Genomic DNA, 15,546 nt, shown 5'->3' with positions numbered 1-15,546 from the left:
GCTTACGGAGCCGCGGGAAATGACCCATGGCAAAAACAACAGTGGCCGGAGGTGTCCCGGCCACTGCAAGATCGAGATTGTTGCCTGCTACGGTTCGACTATTCGCGTTCGCCGGTGAAATTCAGCAACAGCTGGAAGATGTTGACGAAGTTCAGGTAGAGCGACAGCGCGCCAAAGACGGCGAGCTTCTGCCGCGATTCCGCATCGAAATTCTCCGCATACTGTTCCTTGATCGTCTGCGTGTCCCAAGCGGTCAGGCCGACGAACACGGCGATACCGATCACCGAGATGGCGAATTGCAGCGCGGTCGAGCCAAGGAAGATGTTGACGACGCTGGCGATCACCACGCCGATCAGGCCCATGATCAGGAACGACGAGAACTGGGTCAGGTCGCGCCTGGTCGTGTAGCCGTAGAGGCTGGTGGCACCAAACATGGTGGCGGCGATGAAGAAGGTGCGCGCGATGCTGGTGCCGGTGAAGACCAGGAACACCGAGGCCAGCGACAGGCCCATCACCGCGCAGAAGGCCCAGAACATTGCCTGGGCGCTTGATGCCGACATCGTCTGCATCTTGAACGAGAACAACAGCACGAAGCCGAGCGGCGCCAGCATCACCACCCATTTCAGCGGGCTGGAGAAGATCGGCACGTAAAGCGCCGGCGTTGAGGCCACAAACATGGCGACGAGGCCGGTCACGACCAGGCCGATGCCCATATAGTTGTAGACACGCAGCATGTGGCTGCGCAGGCCCTCGTCATAGACGGCGCCGGCGCGGGCACCAGCGCCCATGCGGTATCCGAGGTCGGGGGTGTTCATGCGGATTCTCCTTTGGGGTCTAAATCAGTAGAGCGTTTTGGCGAGTGTCTCGGCGGCGCGGTCGAGGTCGTGGACGTCGCTGCGCGCAACGACCGCGTAAGCGACCTCGCCAATCTGGAAATAGGCCGAGGAAATATCGCCCGAGGGCGCTATTGCCGGCTTGACCACGTCGAACGTTCCCGGCCGGATCGCAAACAGCGAGACCAGCCCCATATCCTTCGTCTCCAGCGCCACTTCAACGCTCGGCCCGAAGCGCGACGGGTAGATCTGCACGTCGCGGATCGTCCAGTTTGCGGGCAGCGACGGCATGACGATGGCGGTCGCGGCGCGAATTTCATCGGCATTGTAGTTCGGTGCCTCGAGCTGCGAGGGCATGGCCTCGCGCATAAGCGTCGTCTTGTGCGCCCGGATCGCTTCTTCGACATAGGCCGGTGGCGGCGGTGAAGCCACCACCTTGGTCACCAGCAGCGGTCCGAAGAGGCCGTTCGCCAGCCAGCCGGCGGCGACAAAGACGGCGACCGCGGCCGCCCGCTGCAGCACGGCGAAGACACGGCGACTGGCCAGCCCCCTGCCCAGCCGGCGTGCGACTTCAGTCGTGGCCGGCCGCGCCATTCCGGTGGACGCAGCCAGCGCCAGACGCAGCTCGTCGCGCGTCCTCAAGTCTGACATCACCCGCGCCGCGGCTTCCGGACGAGCCGACAGAAACGCTTCGACCTCAATGCGGCGCGCAACATCCAACTGGTCGTCGACATAGGCGTCGAGATCGGCATCGGTCACCGGGTCCCGCAACAGATCGGTCATGACGGGTCTCCCACGATCCTCAGATGGTTTTTGGCCGGCGAGAAGGCTGCACTTTCCATCGAGCGCAGCGCGGCACGCGCCCTGCCGATGCGCGACATCAGTGTTCCCAGCGGCACCCCGCTGGCGTCGGCAGCCTCCTGGTAGGAAAGGCCCTCTATGGCGACCAGATGCAGCGCCGAACGCTGCTCTTCCGGCAGGCTGAAAAAGGCTTCGCGCACCTGCGCCAGACGCACGGAATGCTCCTGCGGCGGCGGGGTGCTGGCGTCAGTGAGATAGCCGGCCTGTTCGACACGCGCCGCTTCCGAACGGCGTGAGCGCATTTTGTCGATGAAAGCGTTGTGGACGATCGACAGCAGCCATGCCCGCAGATTACCGCCGGAGCGGAACGTGCCGCGCCGCTCATAGGCGCGCACCAACGCATCATGCACCAGATCCTCGGCATCGGTGCTGTCGCGCGTCAGCGATCGGGCGTAGCGCCGCAGCGAACCCAGCTGTCCGACAATATCGAAGCGTGGCATCGACCGTTTCATGCCCCGTTTACGGAGCATGTGGGGATTTTAATCCCTCGCACGCCAAAACTTTCTGCGGCGTGCGCATCCATGCCGTCAGAAGTGCACTTCGCAACCGCCCATCTCCCGCGCGGCAGATGTTTGCTTTATGCTGATAGCTTAGCCTTTCCGTCTTTCCAAGGAGCAAAAGATGGTCGGCGGGGATCGGGTGACGGGTGCCGCGGCGCTGCCGATCGTCGGCAGGGTGTTCATGATTCTTGGCATTGTCGGAGTGATCGTCTCCGGCGTGCTGACCATCGTCGAGATGTATGGCCCTCGCACCTCTTCGGCGACAGGCAAGATTGTCGCCGCCGAATACAATCCCCTCATCGAGTTCTCGACAGCCGACGGCACTGTCGTCCGCTTCAACAATGCCGTCCACAGCTCGTTCTGGGGCGATGGCGACAGCGTCCCAGTCGCCTACGATCCAACCAATCCGCAGAATGCCTCCGTCGACAGCTTCGCCGGACGCTGGTTCCTTGCCGGGTTGGCGGGCGTGCTGGGCGGTTTCTTCCTGCTGATCGGCATCGTGCTCACCGTGCTTGGGAGGGCGCTTGTGCGGCGGGTCATCACGAGACACTGACCGCCTCGGAATGGCCCTGCTCAGGGCCGCTCGCCGCGCCGCAGCCTGCCCTCGATCATCGCGATGACCGGCAACAGATCGGCAACGCCGTTGACGACATAGTGCGCGCCGGCAGCGCTGAGCTTGGCCGTTGCCTCGGCGCGCTTGGTGCGAAACAGGTCCGGCGCCAGTGCCTGCGTTTCGGCCAGCGAGTGGCCGAAGACATTGCCGGTGACCGACACCCCGACCGTCCAGGCGCCGGCATTGATGCCTTCTAAAATACCGACCTCGGTGTCGTCGACCTTGACGCTGAGCCATGGCGGATAGACGCCGAGCTCGGTCAGCGCCCTCCACAGCATGAACGGCGTAGGCCTGCCATCCGGCGTGTCGCCGGTGCAGACCAGGCAATCCGGCGCAAAACCATGCGCTGCCGCACCCGGCAGGATTTCGGCCATGATGTCGCGCGTGTAGCCGGTGGTCGAGCCGATCTTGAGGCCGTGCGCGCGCAGTGTGGCGACCACGTCGGCAACGCCGGGAATGACATCGGAAAAGCGAGCGGCCACCGCCCGGTTCTTCGGCACGAAGACATCGTAAACGGCGTCGATATCGGCTTCGGTCGGTGCGTGGCCATGCTGCCTGGCCCAGGCGGTCGAGATTCTCGGCAGCGCCATCAGCGCGGCAATGTGCGGGCGCTTGGCCATGCCCATCGGTCCGCGCGCCTCTTCGATGCTGATGGCAACGCCGAATTCCTGGAACGCTTCGACGAAGACACCCATTGGCGCCAGCGAGCCGTGATCGACAACAGTACCGGCCCAGTCGAAAACGACGGCGCGAAGCAGGTGCTGGGGGGTCATCAGGCGATCTTTCTGGCGGCTGCCGTAGTTGAACCGAAGAGTTCGTCGATCACCTCTTCCGCGATTGCGAACGAGGTTGAGGCGCCAGTTCCGCTGGTGATCATCACCAGTCGCACATTCTCCTGCGGCGCGTCGGCGAACATCGTGCGGTCGGCCGCCGAGGCATAGATGCCGGTCCAGCGTTCCAGCACGCGCGGCGGCGTACCGCCGAAGACGGCGCTGAATTCCTCCAGGATGATTTCGTCGACCCGCTCCGAGGCGAACGGGTCGGGAGTCGCCGCGTAATGGTGCGAATCGCCGACCACCAGCGTCCCGTCGGCGCTCTGCACCACGATCAGATGCACGCCATTGTCCAGCGCATGGCGTTGATCGCTCTCAAGCCGACGCCGCAAGGCCACAGCTTCCGGCAAGGCCGCGTAGCCGGCGTAACGGGCAAGCCCGAGATCCGACATCACCGGGGCCGGAAGCCGGAAGCCGGGATCGGCAAGACGCATCATCTGCAGTTTGCAGCGCTTCACGCCGTAAAGCGCGATGCGTTCGGAATAGAGCGTTGCCAAATCGTCGCCGGGGCAGACAACCACCTTGTCCGCGCGAACTGTGCCGCGGCTGGTCTCGATGGCAGGCGGGTCGATCCCGCGCACCACCGTTTCGCGCCGGAATTCGACGCCGTGCCGCTCGGCGAGGAAAGCAGCAAGGCGCGGAATTGCCTCACGCGATTCCACGCGCACCTCGTGCGGGCTCCAAAGGGCGCCGGCGAAATCCTGCCCGGCGAGATGCGGATACTGGCGGCGCAGGCCGTCCGGTTCCAGCAGCGAACATCCCTCGCCCATCTCGGTCCGCAGGAATGCCTCGACCACGCTGCGGGCTTCGGAGCGACGCGCGACAACGACCGTGCCGCGCTGGATGACGCCGATACCGGCCGGCCCGGCCACTTCCAGCCAGATGTCGCGGGAGCGCATGGCGCGCCGCCACACCTGGCCGCGTTCCTGGCCACTCACCGTGACAAAGCCGAAATTGCGCACCGAAGCGCCGTTGGCCTGCGCGTCGCGGTCGACGACGACGACGGAAAGGCCACGGCGGACGGCTGCGAGCGCATGCGCAAGACCGACAATGCCGGCGCCGACAATGGCGAGATCGAACTTGTCGTGCTGACTCATCATTGTCCTTTCGCCACCGCTCTTTGTCCTATCCCGGCAAACCTATTCAAACTACGCCGATGTGACAGGAACGTGTAGGCTGGGCTTCGGCCTCGACAATGGTCCTGGCAGGGCTTTCCGCCTGGCGCACATGAAAGCGCTGGCGAAGCACGGCCGATTTGCGTATCACTCCGCCGCCACCGGAAACCGCTCTCCATGTTCGAAACACTGCAGCCTGCTCCCGCCGACAAGATCATCGCTCTGATCGGCGCCTACCGTGCCGATCCGCGGCCCGGCAAGATCGACCTCGGCGTCGGCGTCTACAAGGACCGCCACGGCAGGACGCCGGTCATGCGCGCTCTGCGCGAGGCCGAGAAGCGGCTGCTGCAGGCTCAGGACACCAAGACCTATCTCGGGCTTCCGGGTGACACCGGCTTCAACATCGCGATGGTCAAGCTGGCCTTCGGTCCCGCGGCCGACATGACACGCATCCGTGCCGCGCAGGCGCCGGGCGGTTCCGGCGCGCTGCGGCTGGTGGCGGAGCTGCTTAAGCGGACCCGCCCGGACGCAACCGTCTGGCTGTCGGACCCGACATGGCCGAACCACCCGCCGGTGATGCGCGGCGCCGGCCTCAAAGTGCGCGACTATCCCTATTTCGACGCAACTTCGGGCGCTGTGCGCTTCGACGACATGCTGGCAGCGCTGGGTACAGCTGAGGCCGGCGACATCGTGCTGCTGCATGGCTGCTGCCACAACCCGACCGGCGCCAATCTCGATGCCGCGCAATGGGCGAAGGTCACCGATCTCGTCGCCGAGCGCGGGTTGTTGCCGTTCGTCGACATTGCCTATCAGGGCTTTGGCGAAGGCCTCGACGCCGACGCCGCCGGCTTGCGCCTGCTGGCGGCAAAGGTTCCCGAAATGGTCGTTGCCTCGAGCTGTTCGAAGAACTTTGCCGTCTACCGTGACCGCGTCGGCGCGGCGATGATCATGGCCAGGAACAGCGCTGAGGCCGATGTGGCGATGAGCCAGATGCTGGCGGCGGCGCGCGCCATGTATTCGATGCCGCCGGACCATGGCGCCGCCGCGGTGCGCATGGTGCTGGAAGACGATGGCCTTCGCGCCGATTGGGAGGCGGAACTCGAGGAGATGCGGCTGCGCATGCTGAGACTTCGCGTCCAGTTCGCCGACGCGTTGCGGCGGCAATCCAATTCCGACCGCTTCGATTTCATCGCCAGCCATCGCGGCATGTTTTCAAGGCTTGGTCTCACCGAAGCGCAGGTCGAGCGGCTGCGGGCCGAATACGGCGTCTACATGGTCGGCGACAGCCGCATCAACGTCGCCGGCCTACCCGAGGACGGCATGGACGATCTCGCCAAGGCGGTCGTCTCGGTGCTCGACTAGAGCAATTCCGGGAAGTGTGAAACGGGCTTTCGCCTCTCACCAGGTGGGATCCCGACCTTCAAGATCATCGTCCGGGACGACCTCCGTCTGGCGACGGCGACTGGCGTAGGGGCCAACGTATGCCATTTTGAGCGCATCTCCCACCACGCTGGATACGGCGGCAAGCGATGCACCGATTTCGAGCCTCGGAAGGCTTGGCCGTAGCCGGCTAAGGCGGCGAAGGGTGATCGCTGCGGTGGTGGAGATGTCGGTCATGGTGTCCTCCTGTGACGGTAAGCATGACACCGCTCCCCACTCAGGTCCTTGGTTCGGACCTGAATAGTCCTGACCAGTCCTGAACAGCTCTGAAGTTCGCCTTCAGAACCGTCTTGGGTTATCCTTGCCCCCGAGGGACAGGTTCTTGGCAAATGGACTTGGAGTTCGGGAACTATCAACTGAAACGCACCGAAAGGCTGCTGCTGGGCCCCAATGGGCCGGTGGAACTTTCGGGGCGATCCTTCGACATCCTCGCCACATTGCTGGCGAGGCCGGACGAGGTGGTCGGCAAGACCGAGCTCTTCGATGCGGTCTGGCCCGGCCTGGTGGTGGAGGAGAACACGCTGCAGGTGCACATTTCGGCGCTGCGAAAACTGCTGCCCGCCGAGATGATCGTAACCGTGCATGGCCGCGGCTATAAATATGCAGGCCCCAAGCCCTTAGTGGCGACGGCAGATGCTAAGGCGCCGACCAGACCGTCAATTGCCATACTTCCCTTCGACAATATGAGCGGCGACCCGGAGCAGGACTATTTCAGCGACGGGATTACCGAAGACATCATCGCCGAGCTTGGCAAGTTCAAGGAGTTTCTGGTCATTGCGCGGAACTCATCCTTCCAGTTCCGCAGCAAGGCCAATGACCTAGCCGAGGTGGCAAAGAGACTTGGCGTGCAGTACGTCGTCGATGGCAGCGTGCGAAAGATCGGCAACCGGGTGCGGATTGCCGTGCAGCTGACAGACGCAGTCTCGATGGCTCATATCTGGGGCGAACATTACGACCGGGAGCTCGACGACATTTTCGCCATTCAGGACGAAATCACCCAGATGATTGCGGCGCGTCTGGCCCGACAGACCAGAACAGCGATTGCGTCGCGCGCCAGGTCCCGGCCGACCAACAATATGTCGGCCTATGAGTATTACTTGCGGGCGCTGCAACTCGCAGCCGTCTATGACACGGTGCTCGAAGCAGAACCCTTTCTGCGCCAGGCGGTGAAGCTCGATCCGCGGTTTGCTGCCGCCCACGCCATGCTCAGCTTTGTCGAGTCCTTCAAGTACTATTGGGACTACAACAATCCCGGTCATTTGCGTTCCGGACTGGAGATAGCAAGAACCGCATTGAGCCTTGACCCCGACGAGGCCTATGGGCATCTCGCCACCGGCTTCGCTCACTTGTATTTGCGCCAGTTCAGGCAAGCCGAAATCAGCCTTGAGCGGGCAGTCGCGCTTAATCCGAACGACCCGTTAATTCTCAGTATCCGCGCTATTTTCCTCAACCACACGGACAGGCCCGAGGAAGGGCTCGGTGAAATAAACGAAGCTCAGCGCCGCGACCCGTACGCTGTGGGATGGTATGACGACTTTCGCGGCGTCTTACTGACGACGGCTGGCCGATATCGCGAGGCGGCTGCCTGCTACGCGAAAATGGCGACTGTAACACCCTGGTCGCTCGTTCGTGTTGTCATCTGCCATTCCGAACTCGGCGAAATCAAGCAAGCGCAAGACGTGCTGGCAAAAGTCAAGGCGCATTACCCTGAACTAAGCCTTGACGAGATCATTGATACGGAAGTGGACTTCTATGCCGATCCCGCCGTGTGCAGCCGTTATCGCGCGATCCTGCAGCGTGTGGATAACGAAGGATAGCCTTCACCGCGGCCCGGCGGCGAGAAGTCTTGGTCAACCGACCTTCGCAGAGTGGCTGGGTCTGCCGCCGCCTGTGGACAATCTCCCCTCGCCGGCCGACGGCATTGGCCGGCAAGCCGCATGCACGATAGCATCCTGGCCATGAAACCTTCGCAAGACATTTCCCGGCTGATCGAGATCATGGCCGCGCTCAGGGCGCCGAAGACCGGCTGTCCCTGGGACATCGAGCAGGATTTCTCGACCATCGCGCCCTACACGATCGAGGAAGCCTATGAGGTTGCCGACGCCATTGCGCGCGGCGATCTCGACGATCTGCGCGACGAGCTCGGCGACCTCCTGCTGCAGGTTGTCTACCACGCGCAGATGGCTGAGGAGACCGGCGACTTCGCTTTCGGCGACGTGGTTGAGGCCATCACCACCAAGATGATCCGCCGCCATCCGCATGTCTTCGGCGACGAAGAGGCGCGAAGCGCTGGCATGGCCAAGGGCATGTGGGAAAAAATCAAGGCTGAGGAGAAGGCCCAAAAGCGAAGCGCGCGGCTGGCCCGCGGCCTCGACCCGGAAGACAATGGAAAAGGGTTTCTGGACAGCGTGCCGGTCGCCCTGCCCGCCTTGACGCGCGCGCTGAAACTGCAGGAGAAGGCGGCCCGGGTCGGCTTCGACTGGAGCGAGGCAGCCCCCATTCTCGACAAGTTCGAGGAAGAGATCGGCGAGTTGCGCGAGGCGCTGGCCAAGGGCGAAACGGCCGAGATCAAGGACGAGTTCGGCGACATGCTGTTTGCCGTCGTCAATCTGGGACGTCACCTCAAGCTCGATTCGGAGGCGGCGCTGAGCGGCACCAACGAAAAGTTCCGCTCGCGCTTCCACTATGTCGAGCGCGCAATTGAGACGTCGGGAAGCACGCTGGAAAAAGCCACGCTGGACGAGATGGAAGCCCTCTGGCAGCAGGCCAAGGGCAAGACGTGAGCGGGCTTACGCTTTGCTTTTACGGTGCAATCGGCTTTCGATCTCTTGCCGGGCGCTGTGCGTCGCCTTGAGCGCGATGGTCGCGCTGCCATCCTCATTGTCGGTGCGCGCAACGATGTCGCCATTGCGGTAGAGCCAGTCGACGAGGCCGAACTGCGCCGGCTCGATCGTCACCGTCAGCTCTTCCAACTCGCCCGACATCCTGGTCTCGATCAGCGCCTTCAGAGCATCGATGCCCTCGCCGGTAACGGCCGAGATGGCGATCGGCGGCGCCTTGTTGCCGTCGGCGCCATCGGCAAGCAGGCGCTCCCGGTTGCCGTCGTCGAGCAGGTCGACCTTGTTCCACACTTCGACGACCCGCTTGGCGTCGCCCGCATCGACGCCGAGATCGGCCAGGATGCGTTCGACGTCCTCGGCCTGGGCAGCGGTGTCCGGATCCGAGATATCACGCAGATGTATGACCAGGTCCGCCTCGACCACCTCTTCCAGCGTGGCGCGGAAGGCGGCGACCAGATGCGTCGGCAAATCCGAAATGAAGCCGACCGTATCCGACAGGATGATCGGCGTGCCGTGCGGCAGGCGCACGCGGCGCAGCGTCGGGTCGAGCGTGGCAAACAGCATGTCTTCAGCCAGCACGTCTGCCCCGGTCAGCCGGTTAAACAGCGTCGACTTGCCGGCATTGGTGTAGCCGACGATCGCCACCACCGGGAACGGCACCTTCTTGCGCTTGGCGCGGTGCAGGTCGCGGGTGCGGCGCACCGTTTCCAGCTCGTGTTTGAGCTTGATGATCTTTTCCTGCAGCTGCCGCCGGTCCGACTCGATCTGCGTTTCGCCGGGGCCGCCGAGGAAGCCGGCGCCGCCGCGCTGGCGTTCAAGGTGGGTCCAGCTCCGCACCAGGCGGCCCTTCTGGTAGTTGAGATGGGCAAGCTCGACCTGCAGCGTGCCTTCCTTGGTCCGCGCGCGCTCGCCGAAGATTTCCAGGATCAGCCCGGTACGGTCGAGCACCTTGGCGTTGAATTCCTTCTCGAGATTGCGCTGCTGCACCGGCGTCAGCGGATGGTCGACGATGACCACCTCCGCGTGCCCTTCTTTGACGATCTCGGCAAACTCCGCGACTTTGCCGCTGCCGAGCAAGGTTGCCGGGCGTGGATCGTTGACGGTCACCACCGCCGCATGAATCAGGTCGAGGTCGATGGCGCGGGCAAGGCCGACCGCCTCGTCGTGGCGGGCCTCGGTCGATCGAGTTAGCCGTGGACGGTTCGTCTCGTCATCGCTGCGCTGATGCCGGGTAAGCACCGGCACAATGACAACCGCCCGGGTCGGACCTTTGGCTTCCGTCCCGGTGTGATGCGCTGGTTTCCCGCGGACGCTGCGGTCCGCGTCTTTCTCACGTGCCAATCAGGCGCCCTGGCTTTCCTCGCCATCGAACATCTGAACCGGCTGGCTCGGCATGATCGTGGAAATGGCATGCTTGTAGACGAGCTGGGAGTGGCCGTCGCGGCGCAGCAGAACACAGAAATTGTCGAAGGAAGTGACCACGCCGGTCAGCTTGACGCCGTTGATGAGAAAGATGGTGAGTGGATTTTTGCTCTTGCGAACTGAATTCAGGAACAGGTCCTGAAGGTTTTGCGATCGTTCCGCCATTGTTTTTGTCTTTCGCCGATCCCCTTCGGTTTGCAGGCCAATGCGCCAAATTAGCTGGCACATGTCAAGCTTGCAAACACCCCCTTGCCGTCAGTAACGACAAGCAGAACGAGATATATTGATGTTCATTCCACCTGTGCGGTTATCAGGCTGGACTTTTTTCCGCAACGTCAAAAAAGGCTTGCCGCAATGAAAGTGTTATTGAGCCGGGATGGCCATTGGCGACCGCAGCGCCGTCGATTGCCACCACCGGCATGGCGATTGTCGTTGCCGAACTGATGAAAGCTTCGCGCGCCGCCTTGGCCTCGGCGACCGAAAAACCGCGTTCCTCGATCTTCAAACCGAGCTTGGCCGCCACCTCGAACATGGTGGTACGGGTGATGCCGCGCAGGATGCCGTGCTCGGCCGGCCGGGTCACCAGGACGCCGTCCCGGGTGACGATCCAGGCATTCGAGGACCCGCCTTCCTTGACGTTGCCGTCGTTGTCAACGAACCAGGCCTCCTGGGCGCCGGCTTCCTTGGCCTTCTGTTTGGCCAGCACATTGGGCAGCAGGCCGGTGCTCTTGATGTCGACCCGGTCCCAGCGGTTTTCCGGCACGGTGATGACCTTGATGCCGGTCTCGGCGCGTTTTGCGGCAGCGGCCGGGTCGGCTTTTCTGGCCGTAATCACCAGGGACGACGGTGTGTCGGCCGGGAAAACGAAGTCGCGGCTGGCGACACCGCGCGTCACCTGGACATAGACCAGGCCGTTGACGACCTGATTACGCCGCACGACCTCGCGCAGGAGAAGCGGCAGCACGCCTTTGGTGACCGGCCAGTCGATCGACAGTTCGCTGAGCGAACGGTTGAGCCGGGCAAGATGGCGCGGCATGTCGACGATAAAGCCTTGCGCCACCTCGCAGACCTCGTAGACGCCGTCCGCGAACTGATAGCCGCGATCCTCGATATGCACGGCAGCGTCGGCATGGGCGACATAGCGCCCGTTCACATAGGCAATGCGCGGCATCCAGTGGTCCCTCAGAAAAGTCCCGCTATTTCTAGGCGATTCCGCCGCTGCCGTAACCGCAATTGCATGGGCCACGGCCCGCTGGCCCAACAACAAAGCAATTCCAGGAAAAGTGAGAAGCGGTTTTCCGTCCGGAATTGCTTAAAGCAAAGCGTTAGATGGATCAGACCCCCAGCGACTTCAGCTTGCGGTGCAACGCGGAGCGCTCCATGCCGATGAACTCCGCCGTCTTCGAGATGTTGCCGCCGAACCGGTTGATCTGGGCGATCAGGTAATCCTTCTCGAACTGTTCGCGGGCCTCGCGCAGCGGCAGCGCCATAATGTGCTGGTCCGACTGGTTCGGCGTACGCGGCATGACATCGCCGATCTCCGACGGCAGAAGGTCGGCGGTGATCGGTGCATCGACATCGTCGCCGCGCGCCAGGATCATCAGCCGTTCGACATTGTTGCGCAACTGGCGGACATTGCCCGGCCAGTTGTGCGCCTGCAGCACGGCCAGCGCATCGTCGCCAATGCGGCGCGGCTTGATGCCGGCCTGGCGTGCGATCTGCTTCATGAAATTGTCGACGAGGTACGGAATGTCCTCACGCCGCTCGGCCAGACCCGGCACCATGACCGGAACCACCGCCAGACGGTGATAGAGGTCCTCACGGAAACGACCGTCGGCAATCATCGCTTCGAGGTTCTGCGAGGTCGAGGAAATGATGCGGACGTCGACCTTGACCCGCTTGGTGCCGCCGACCCGCTCGAACTGCTGTTCGACCAGCACGCGCAGGATCTTGTTTTGCGTCTCGCGCGGCATGTCGGCGACTTCGTCGATGTAGAGAATGCCGCGGTGCGCCTCCTCCAACGCGCCGACCTTGCGCTCGGTGCCGTTCGATTCGGTGCCGAACAGCTCGATCTCCATGCGCTCGGGCGTGATGTTGGCCGCACTCAGCGTCACGAACGGCGCGCCCTTGCGCGTCGACAGCGTGTGGATGGCCCGCGCGGCGAGCTCCTTGCCCGAACCGGACGGACCGATGATCATGACGCGGCTGTTGGTCGGCGCGACGCGCTCAATGGTCTGGCGCAGCTGGCTCATCGCCGACGACATGCCGATCAGGTCGAAGGTTTCGCCGCTGCGCTGCTTGAGGTCGGAAACTTCGCGCCGCAACTTCGAGGTTTCGAGCGCCCGCTCGGCAATCAGGATCAGCCGGTCAGCCTTGAATGGCTTCTCGATGAAATCATAGGCGCCGCGGCGGATGGCCGACACCGCCGTCTCGATATTGCCGTGGCCCGAGATCATCACGACCGGCAGGCTCGGATGCATCGTCTTGATCTCGTCGAGCAGCGCCAGCCCGTCCAGGCGCGAGCCCTGCAGCCAGATGTCGAGGAAAATCAGCCGCGGCGCACGATCGGCTATTGCCGCGAGCGCGCTGTCGGCATCGAACGCCGTGCGGGTTTCATGCCCTTCGTCGCTCAATATGCCCGCAACGAGTTCACGGATGTCTTCCTCGTCATCGACGATGAGAATATCAGACGCCATTACCGACCTTTTCAGTTTCTCTTTCGTGTTCCGTTTCGCCTTGACCGCGTGGCGGCGCGGTTGCGGCGGCTGGTGGCAGGATGATCGAGATCATCGCGCCGCGTCCACCGTGGAAGTCCGCAGGCGCATCGTGCAGTTCGAGCCGCCCGCCGTGGTCTTCGACGATCTTCTTGACGATGGCGAGGCCGAGCCCGGTGCCCTTCTCGCGTGTCGTCATATAGGGCTCGAGCAGCCTTTGGCGATTCTCGCGCGGCAGGCCTTTGCCATTATCGATGACGTCGATTCTGATCGCGCCATTCTGCCGGGTTGCTTGAATCCGGATTATGCCGTGCGAACCGTCCTTTTGTTCCAATCCGTCAATCGCTTCGGCGGCGTTCTTGATGACGTTGCCGAAAGCTTGCGCCATCAAGCGGCTGTCGAAAGTGCCCTTGAGCGGCTCGTTGCCGAAGACGCGTTCGAAAGCGATGTCGGCACGGCTCACCTCGACCAGGAACGAGGCCTCGCGCAATGATTCGCGCAGATCGATGACCTTCATCTCGGGCTTCGGCATGCGGGCGAAAGCAGAAAATTCGTCGACCATGCGGCCGATGTCCTCGACCTGCCGGATGATGGTGTCGGTGCACTGATCGAAAATCTCGCGGTCCTCGGTGATGACCTTGCCGAAACGGCGTTTGATGCGCTCGGCCGAAAGCTGAATCGGCGTCAGCGGGTTCTTGATTTCATGCGCAATACGCCGTGCCACGTCCGCCCAGGCCGAAGAGCGCTGCGCCTGGACCAGATCGGTAATGTCGTCGACCGTCACCACGTAGGATTTCTCCTCCGAGCCGTCGTCGCCGGCCTCGATGGTGATCTGCACGTTGAAGGTGCGCTCGGCGCCGGCGCGGTAGAAGGTGACCTGTTCGCGGTAGACCGGCTTGCCGGATTTGCGGCCGATCTCGAAGACGCGGCCGACATGAGGCAGCACGGCCGACAGGTTCTGCCCGAGCGCTGCCGTCGCCGATATGGCCAACATCGTTTCGGCGGACTTGTTGACGATGGTGACGATGCCGTAGGGGTCGACGCCGATGACGCCGGCGGTGACGCCGGCCAGCACCGCTTCCGAGAAACGCCGCCGCTCGTCGATCAAATCCTTGGCCGACAGGATCTCGTTGCGCTGCGATTTCAGCTCAAGCAGCATCTTGTTGAACGTATCGCCAAGCGAGGCTACATCACCGTCGGAAGGCCGCACCGGCACGGCGACATCGAGATTGCCGGTGGCAACCTCGTCGGCCGCGCCGATGAGCTGCCGAATGGGCCGCACCAGACGGTCGGCCACCGCCATGCCGGTCCAGATGGCCGACAGGATGATGATCAGCGTCAGCGACAGATAGGGCAGCGCGAACGCCACCTGCGAGGTCCGTCTGTTATCTTCCAGGCCGCGATATTCTGCGGTGTTGGACTGGACGATCTGCCGCGCCTTGATCACCTGGGGATCGACGAGACGAATGGTGTAGAGGTAGAGACCTTCGATCTCCCGCAATTTGACGATGGCGCCCATGATGTTGCGCGTCTTCGGCTCGATCAGCACCGGTTTGCCGTCGGCCGCACTCGCCACAGCCCCTTCCGGCGGCTCCGGCATGGCGAAATTCGTATCGGTCTTGGCGCTCATGACGAAAGAGCCATCCGGCTTGATCAGCGCCGCATGCGCCAGGGTCCTGCCCACGGCTTCCTTGTTCATAAGGTCGAGAAAACCGGTTCGATCGAGGCCGTAAAGCGTGCGTGAAGCATCGAGATCGTAAGCCATCGACAGCGTCGTGCCCTGAAGATTGCGAGCATTTTCCTGCACATAGGCATCGGCGATCGACAGCGACGAGTTGACGATCGTCTTGGTGCGGATCTCGAACCAGCGGTCGAGGCCGATATCGAGCGTGATCGAGGCAATGATGGCCACCATGATGGCGGGGATGGCGGCGACCAGCGCAAACATCGCCACGATGCGCACATGCAGCCGCGACGCCGCCTTGCCGTGCCGTCGCGCCATGACGATGCGATGCACCTCGCGGCCGACCAGGGCAATCAGCGCCAGCACGAACCCGGCGTTGACGGCAATCAGCGTCAGCGTCGTGTTTGCGTCCGGCGTGATCGGCGTCGCGCCGACGAGGATCGCAAAGGAGATTGCGGCCGTAACCAGCGCACCGGCGATTGCGACAACGCCGGGCAGCGCAAGCAGCCGGCGTCCATCCCTTCCGCCGGGCCTGCTGAAAAGCGGTTCGTTTGATGTAAGAGCCTGCGAAGCCATGTCGCCGTCTAAGAGCCAGTGATTGCGTCGGATGTATGCAACGCATTGTGGCGATTATGCAACAAGTGTGGCCGCGAGGGAAACTTTCAGCCGCCGATCCCCTGAAAAGGGGATG

Annotated in this window: 15 protein-coding genes; 4 read left to right on the top strand and 11 right to left on the bottom strand. The window is 63.1% G+C overall.

Going from position 1 to position 15,546, the window contains the following annotated elements:
* Positions 1–98: 98 nt before the first annotated feature.
* The 3 genes from ACWGTI_RS27450 to ACWGTI_RS27440 are packed head-to-tail and all read right to left on the bottom strand — an operon-like array spanning position 99 to position 2,134.
* Positions 99–815 (bottom strand): Bax inhibitor-1/YccA family protein, encoded by a 717-nt coding sequence (locus ACWGTI_RS27450; protein WP_454590016.1) that lies wholly within the window; start codon positions 813–815, stop codon positions 99–101.
* A 24-nt stretch (positions 816–839) separates the two neighbouring features.
* On the bottom strand, positions 840–1,616 hold the full coding sequence (locus ACWGTI_RS27445; protein ID WP_454590015.1) for an anti-sigma factor family protein: 777 nt from the start codon (positions 1,614–1,616) through the stop codon (positions 840–842).
* Positions 1,613–2,134, bottom strand: coding sequence for a sigma-70 family RNA polymerase sigma factor (locus ACWGTI_RS27440; RefSeq protein WP_454575152.1), 522 nt, complete (start codon positions 2,132–2,134; stop codon positions 1,613–1,615). Before ACWGTI_RS27440 ends, ACWGTI_RS27445 begins: the two co-directional genes overlap by 4 nt.
* 181 nt (positions 2,135–2,315) lie before the next feature.
* Between ACWGTI_RS27440 and ACWGTI_RS27435 the strand changes: the two genes are divergently transcribed.
* Entirely contained in the window at positions 2,316–2,747 is a 432-nt protein-coding gene (locus tag ACWGTI_RS27435) for a DUF3592 domain-containing protein (RefSeq protein ID WP_454590014.1), read from the top strand.
* 20 nt (positions 2,748–2,767) lie between these two features.
* Here the strand turns inward: ACWGTI_RS27435 and phnX are convergent, their stop codons facing one another.
* Positions 2,768–3,580: a phosphonoacetaldehyde hydrolase gene (gene phnX, locus ACWGTI_RS27430; RefSeq protein WP_454590013.1), complete on the bottom strand. Its 813-nt coding sequence runs from the start codon at positions 3,578–3,580 to the stop codon at positions 2,768–2,770.
* A complete protein-coding gene (locus ACWGTI_RS27425) occupies positions 3,580–4,740 on the bottom strand; it encodes a TIGR03364 family FAD-dependent oxidoreductase (protein ID WP_454590012.1) in 1,161 nt (386 codons plus the stop codon). The genes phnX and ACWGTI_RS27425 overlap by 1 nt, the downstream gene beginning before the upstream one ends.
* 192 nt (positions 4,741–4,932) lie before the next feature.
* On the opposite strand from ACWGTI_RS27425, the gene ACWGTI_RS27420 reads away from it, so the two are divergent.
* Positions 4,933–6,117 carry an amino acid aminotransferase gene (locus ACWGTI_RS27420; RefSeq protein ID WP_454590011.1) on the top strand — a complete coding sequence of 395 codons (1,185 nt, stop codon included), beginning with the start codon at positions 4,933–4,935 and terminating at the stop codon, positions 6,115–6,117.
* Positions 6,118–6,153: 36 nt separating this feature from the next.
* On the opposite strand, the gene ACWGTI_RS27415 is transcribed toward ACWGTI_RS27420, so the two are convergent.
* Positions 6,154–6,372, bottom strand: a complete 219-nt coding sequence (locus ACWGTI_RS27415) for a hypothetical protein (RefSeq protein WP_454590010.1) — start codon at positions 6,370–6,372, stop codon at positions 6,154–6,156.
* Positions 6,373–6,524: 152 nt separating this feature from the next.
* Here ACWGTI_RS27415 and ACWGTI_RS27410 point away from each other — a divergent pair, with 152 nt between their 5' ends.
* Both ACWGTI_RS27410 and mazG read left to right on the top strand, forming a co-directional pair.
* Entirely contained in the window at positions 6,525–8,012 is a 1,488-nt protein-coding gene (locus ACWGTI_RS27410) for a winged helix-turn-helix domain-containing tetratricopeptide repeat protein (RefSeq protein ID WP_454590009.1), read from the top strand.
* Between the two features lie 141 nt (positions 8,013–8,153).
* Positions 8,154–8,978, top strand: a complete 825-nt coding sequence (gene mazG / locus ACWGTI_RS27405; protein ID WP_454590053.1) for a nucleoside triphosphate pyrophosphohydrolase — start codon at positions 8,154–8,156, stop codon at positions 8,976–8,978.
* A gap of 6 nt (positions 8,979–8,984) precedes the next feature.
* Here mazG and hflX read toward each other — a convergent pair whose 3' ends face one another.
* From hflX to ACWGTI_RS27380, 5 genes are all read right to left on the bottom strand, one after another.
* A complete protein-coding gene (hflX, locus tag ACWGTI_RS27400; protein WP_454590008.1) occupies positions 8,985–10,376 on the bottom strand; it encodes a GTPase HflX in 1,392 nt (463 codons plus the stop codon).
* Positions 10,377–10,622 (bottom strand): RNA chaperone Hfq, encoded by a 246-nt coding sequence (gene hfq, locus ACWGTI_RS27395; RefSeq protein WP_006202172.1) that lies wholly within the window; start codon positions 10,620–10,622, stop codon positions 10,377–10,379.
* Positions 10,623–10,767: 145 nt separating this feature from the next.
* Positions 10,768–11,628 carry a D-amino-acid transaminase gene (locus ACWGTI_RS27390; RefSeq protein WP_454590007.1) on the bottom strand — a complete coding sequence of 287 codons (861 nt, stop codon included), beginning with the start codon at positions 11,626–11,628 and terminating at the stop codon, positions 10,768–10,770.
* Positions 11,629–11,791: 163 nt separating this feature from the next.
* Positions 11,792–13,153 (bottom strand): nitrogen assimilation response regulator NtrX, encoded by a 1,362-nt coding sequence (gene ntrX, locus ACWGTI_RS27385; RefSeq protein ID WP_181056899.1) that lies wholly within the window; start codon positions 13,151–13,153, stop codon positions 11,792–11,794.
* Positions 13,143–15,431 (bottom strand): ATP-binding protein, encoded by a 2,289-nt coding sequence (locus tag ACWGTI_RS27380; RefSeq protein ID WP_454590006.1) that lies wholly within the window; start codon positions 15,429–15,431, stop codon positions 13,143–13,145. Before ACWGTI_RS27380 ends, ntrX begins: the two co-directional genes overlap by 11 nt.
* Positions 15,432–15,546 lie beyond the last annotated feature (115 nt).

This window comes from Mesorhizobium sp. ArgA1 (assembly GCF_053714375.1).
This window is presented reverse-complemented; position numbering and strand designations above follow the sequence as displayed.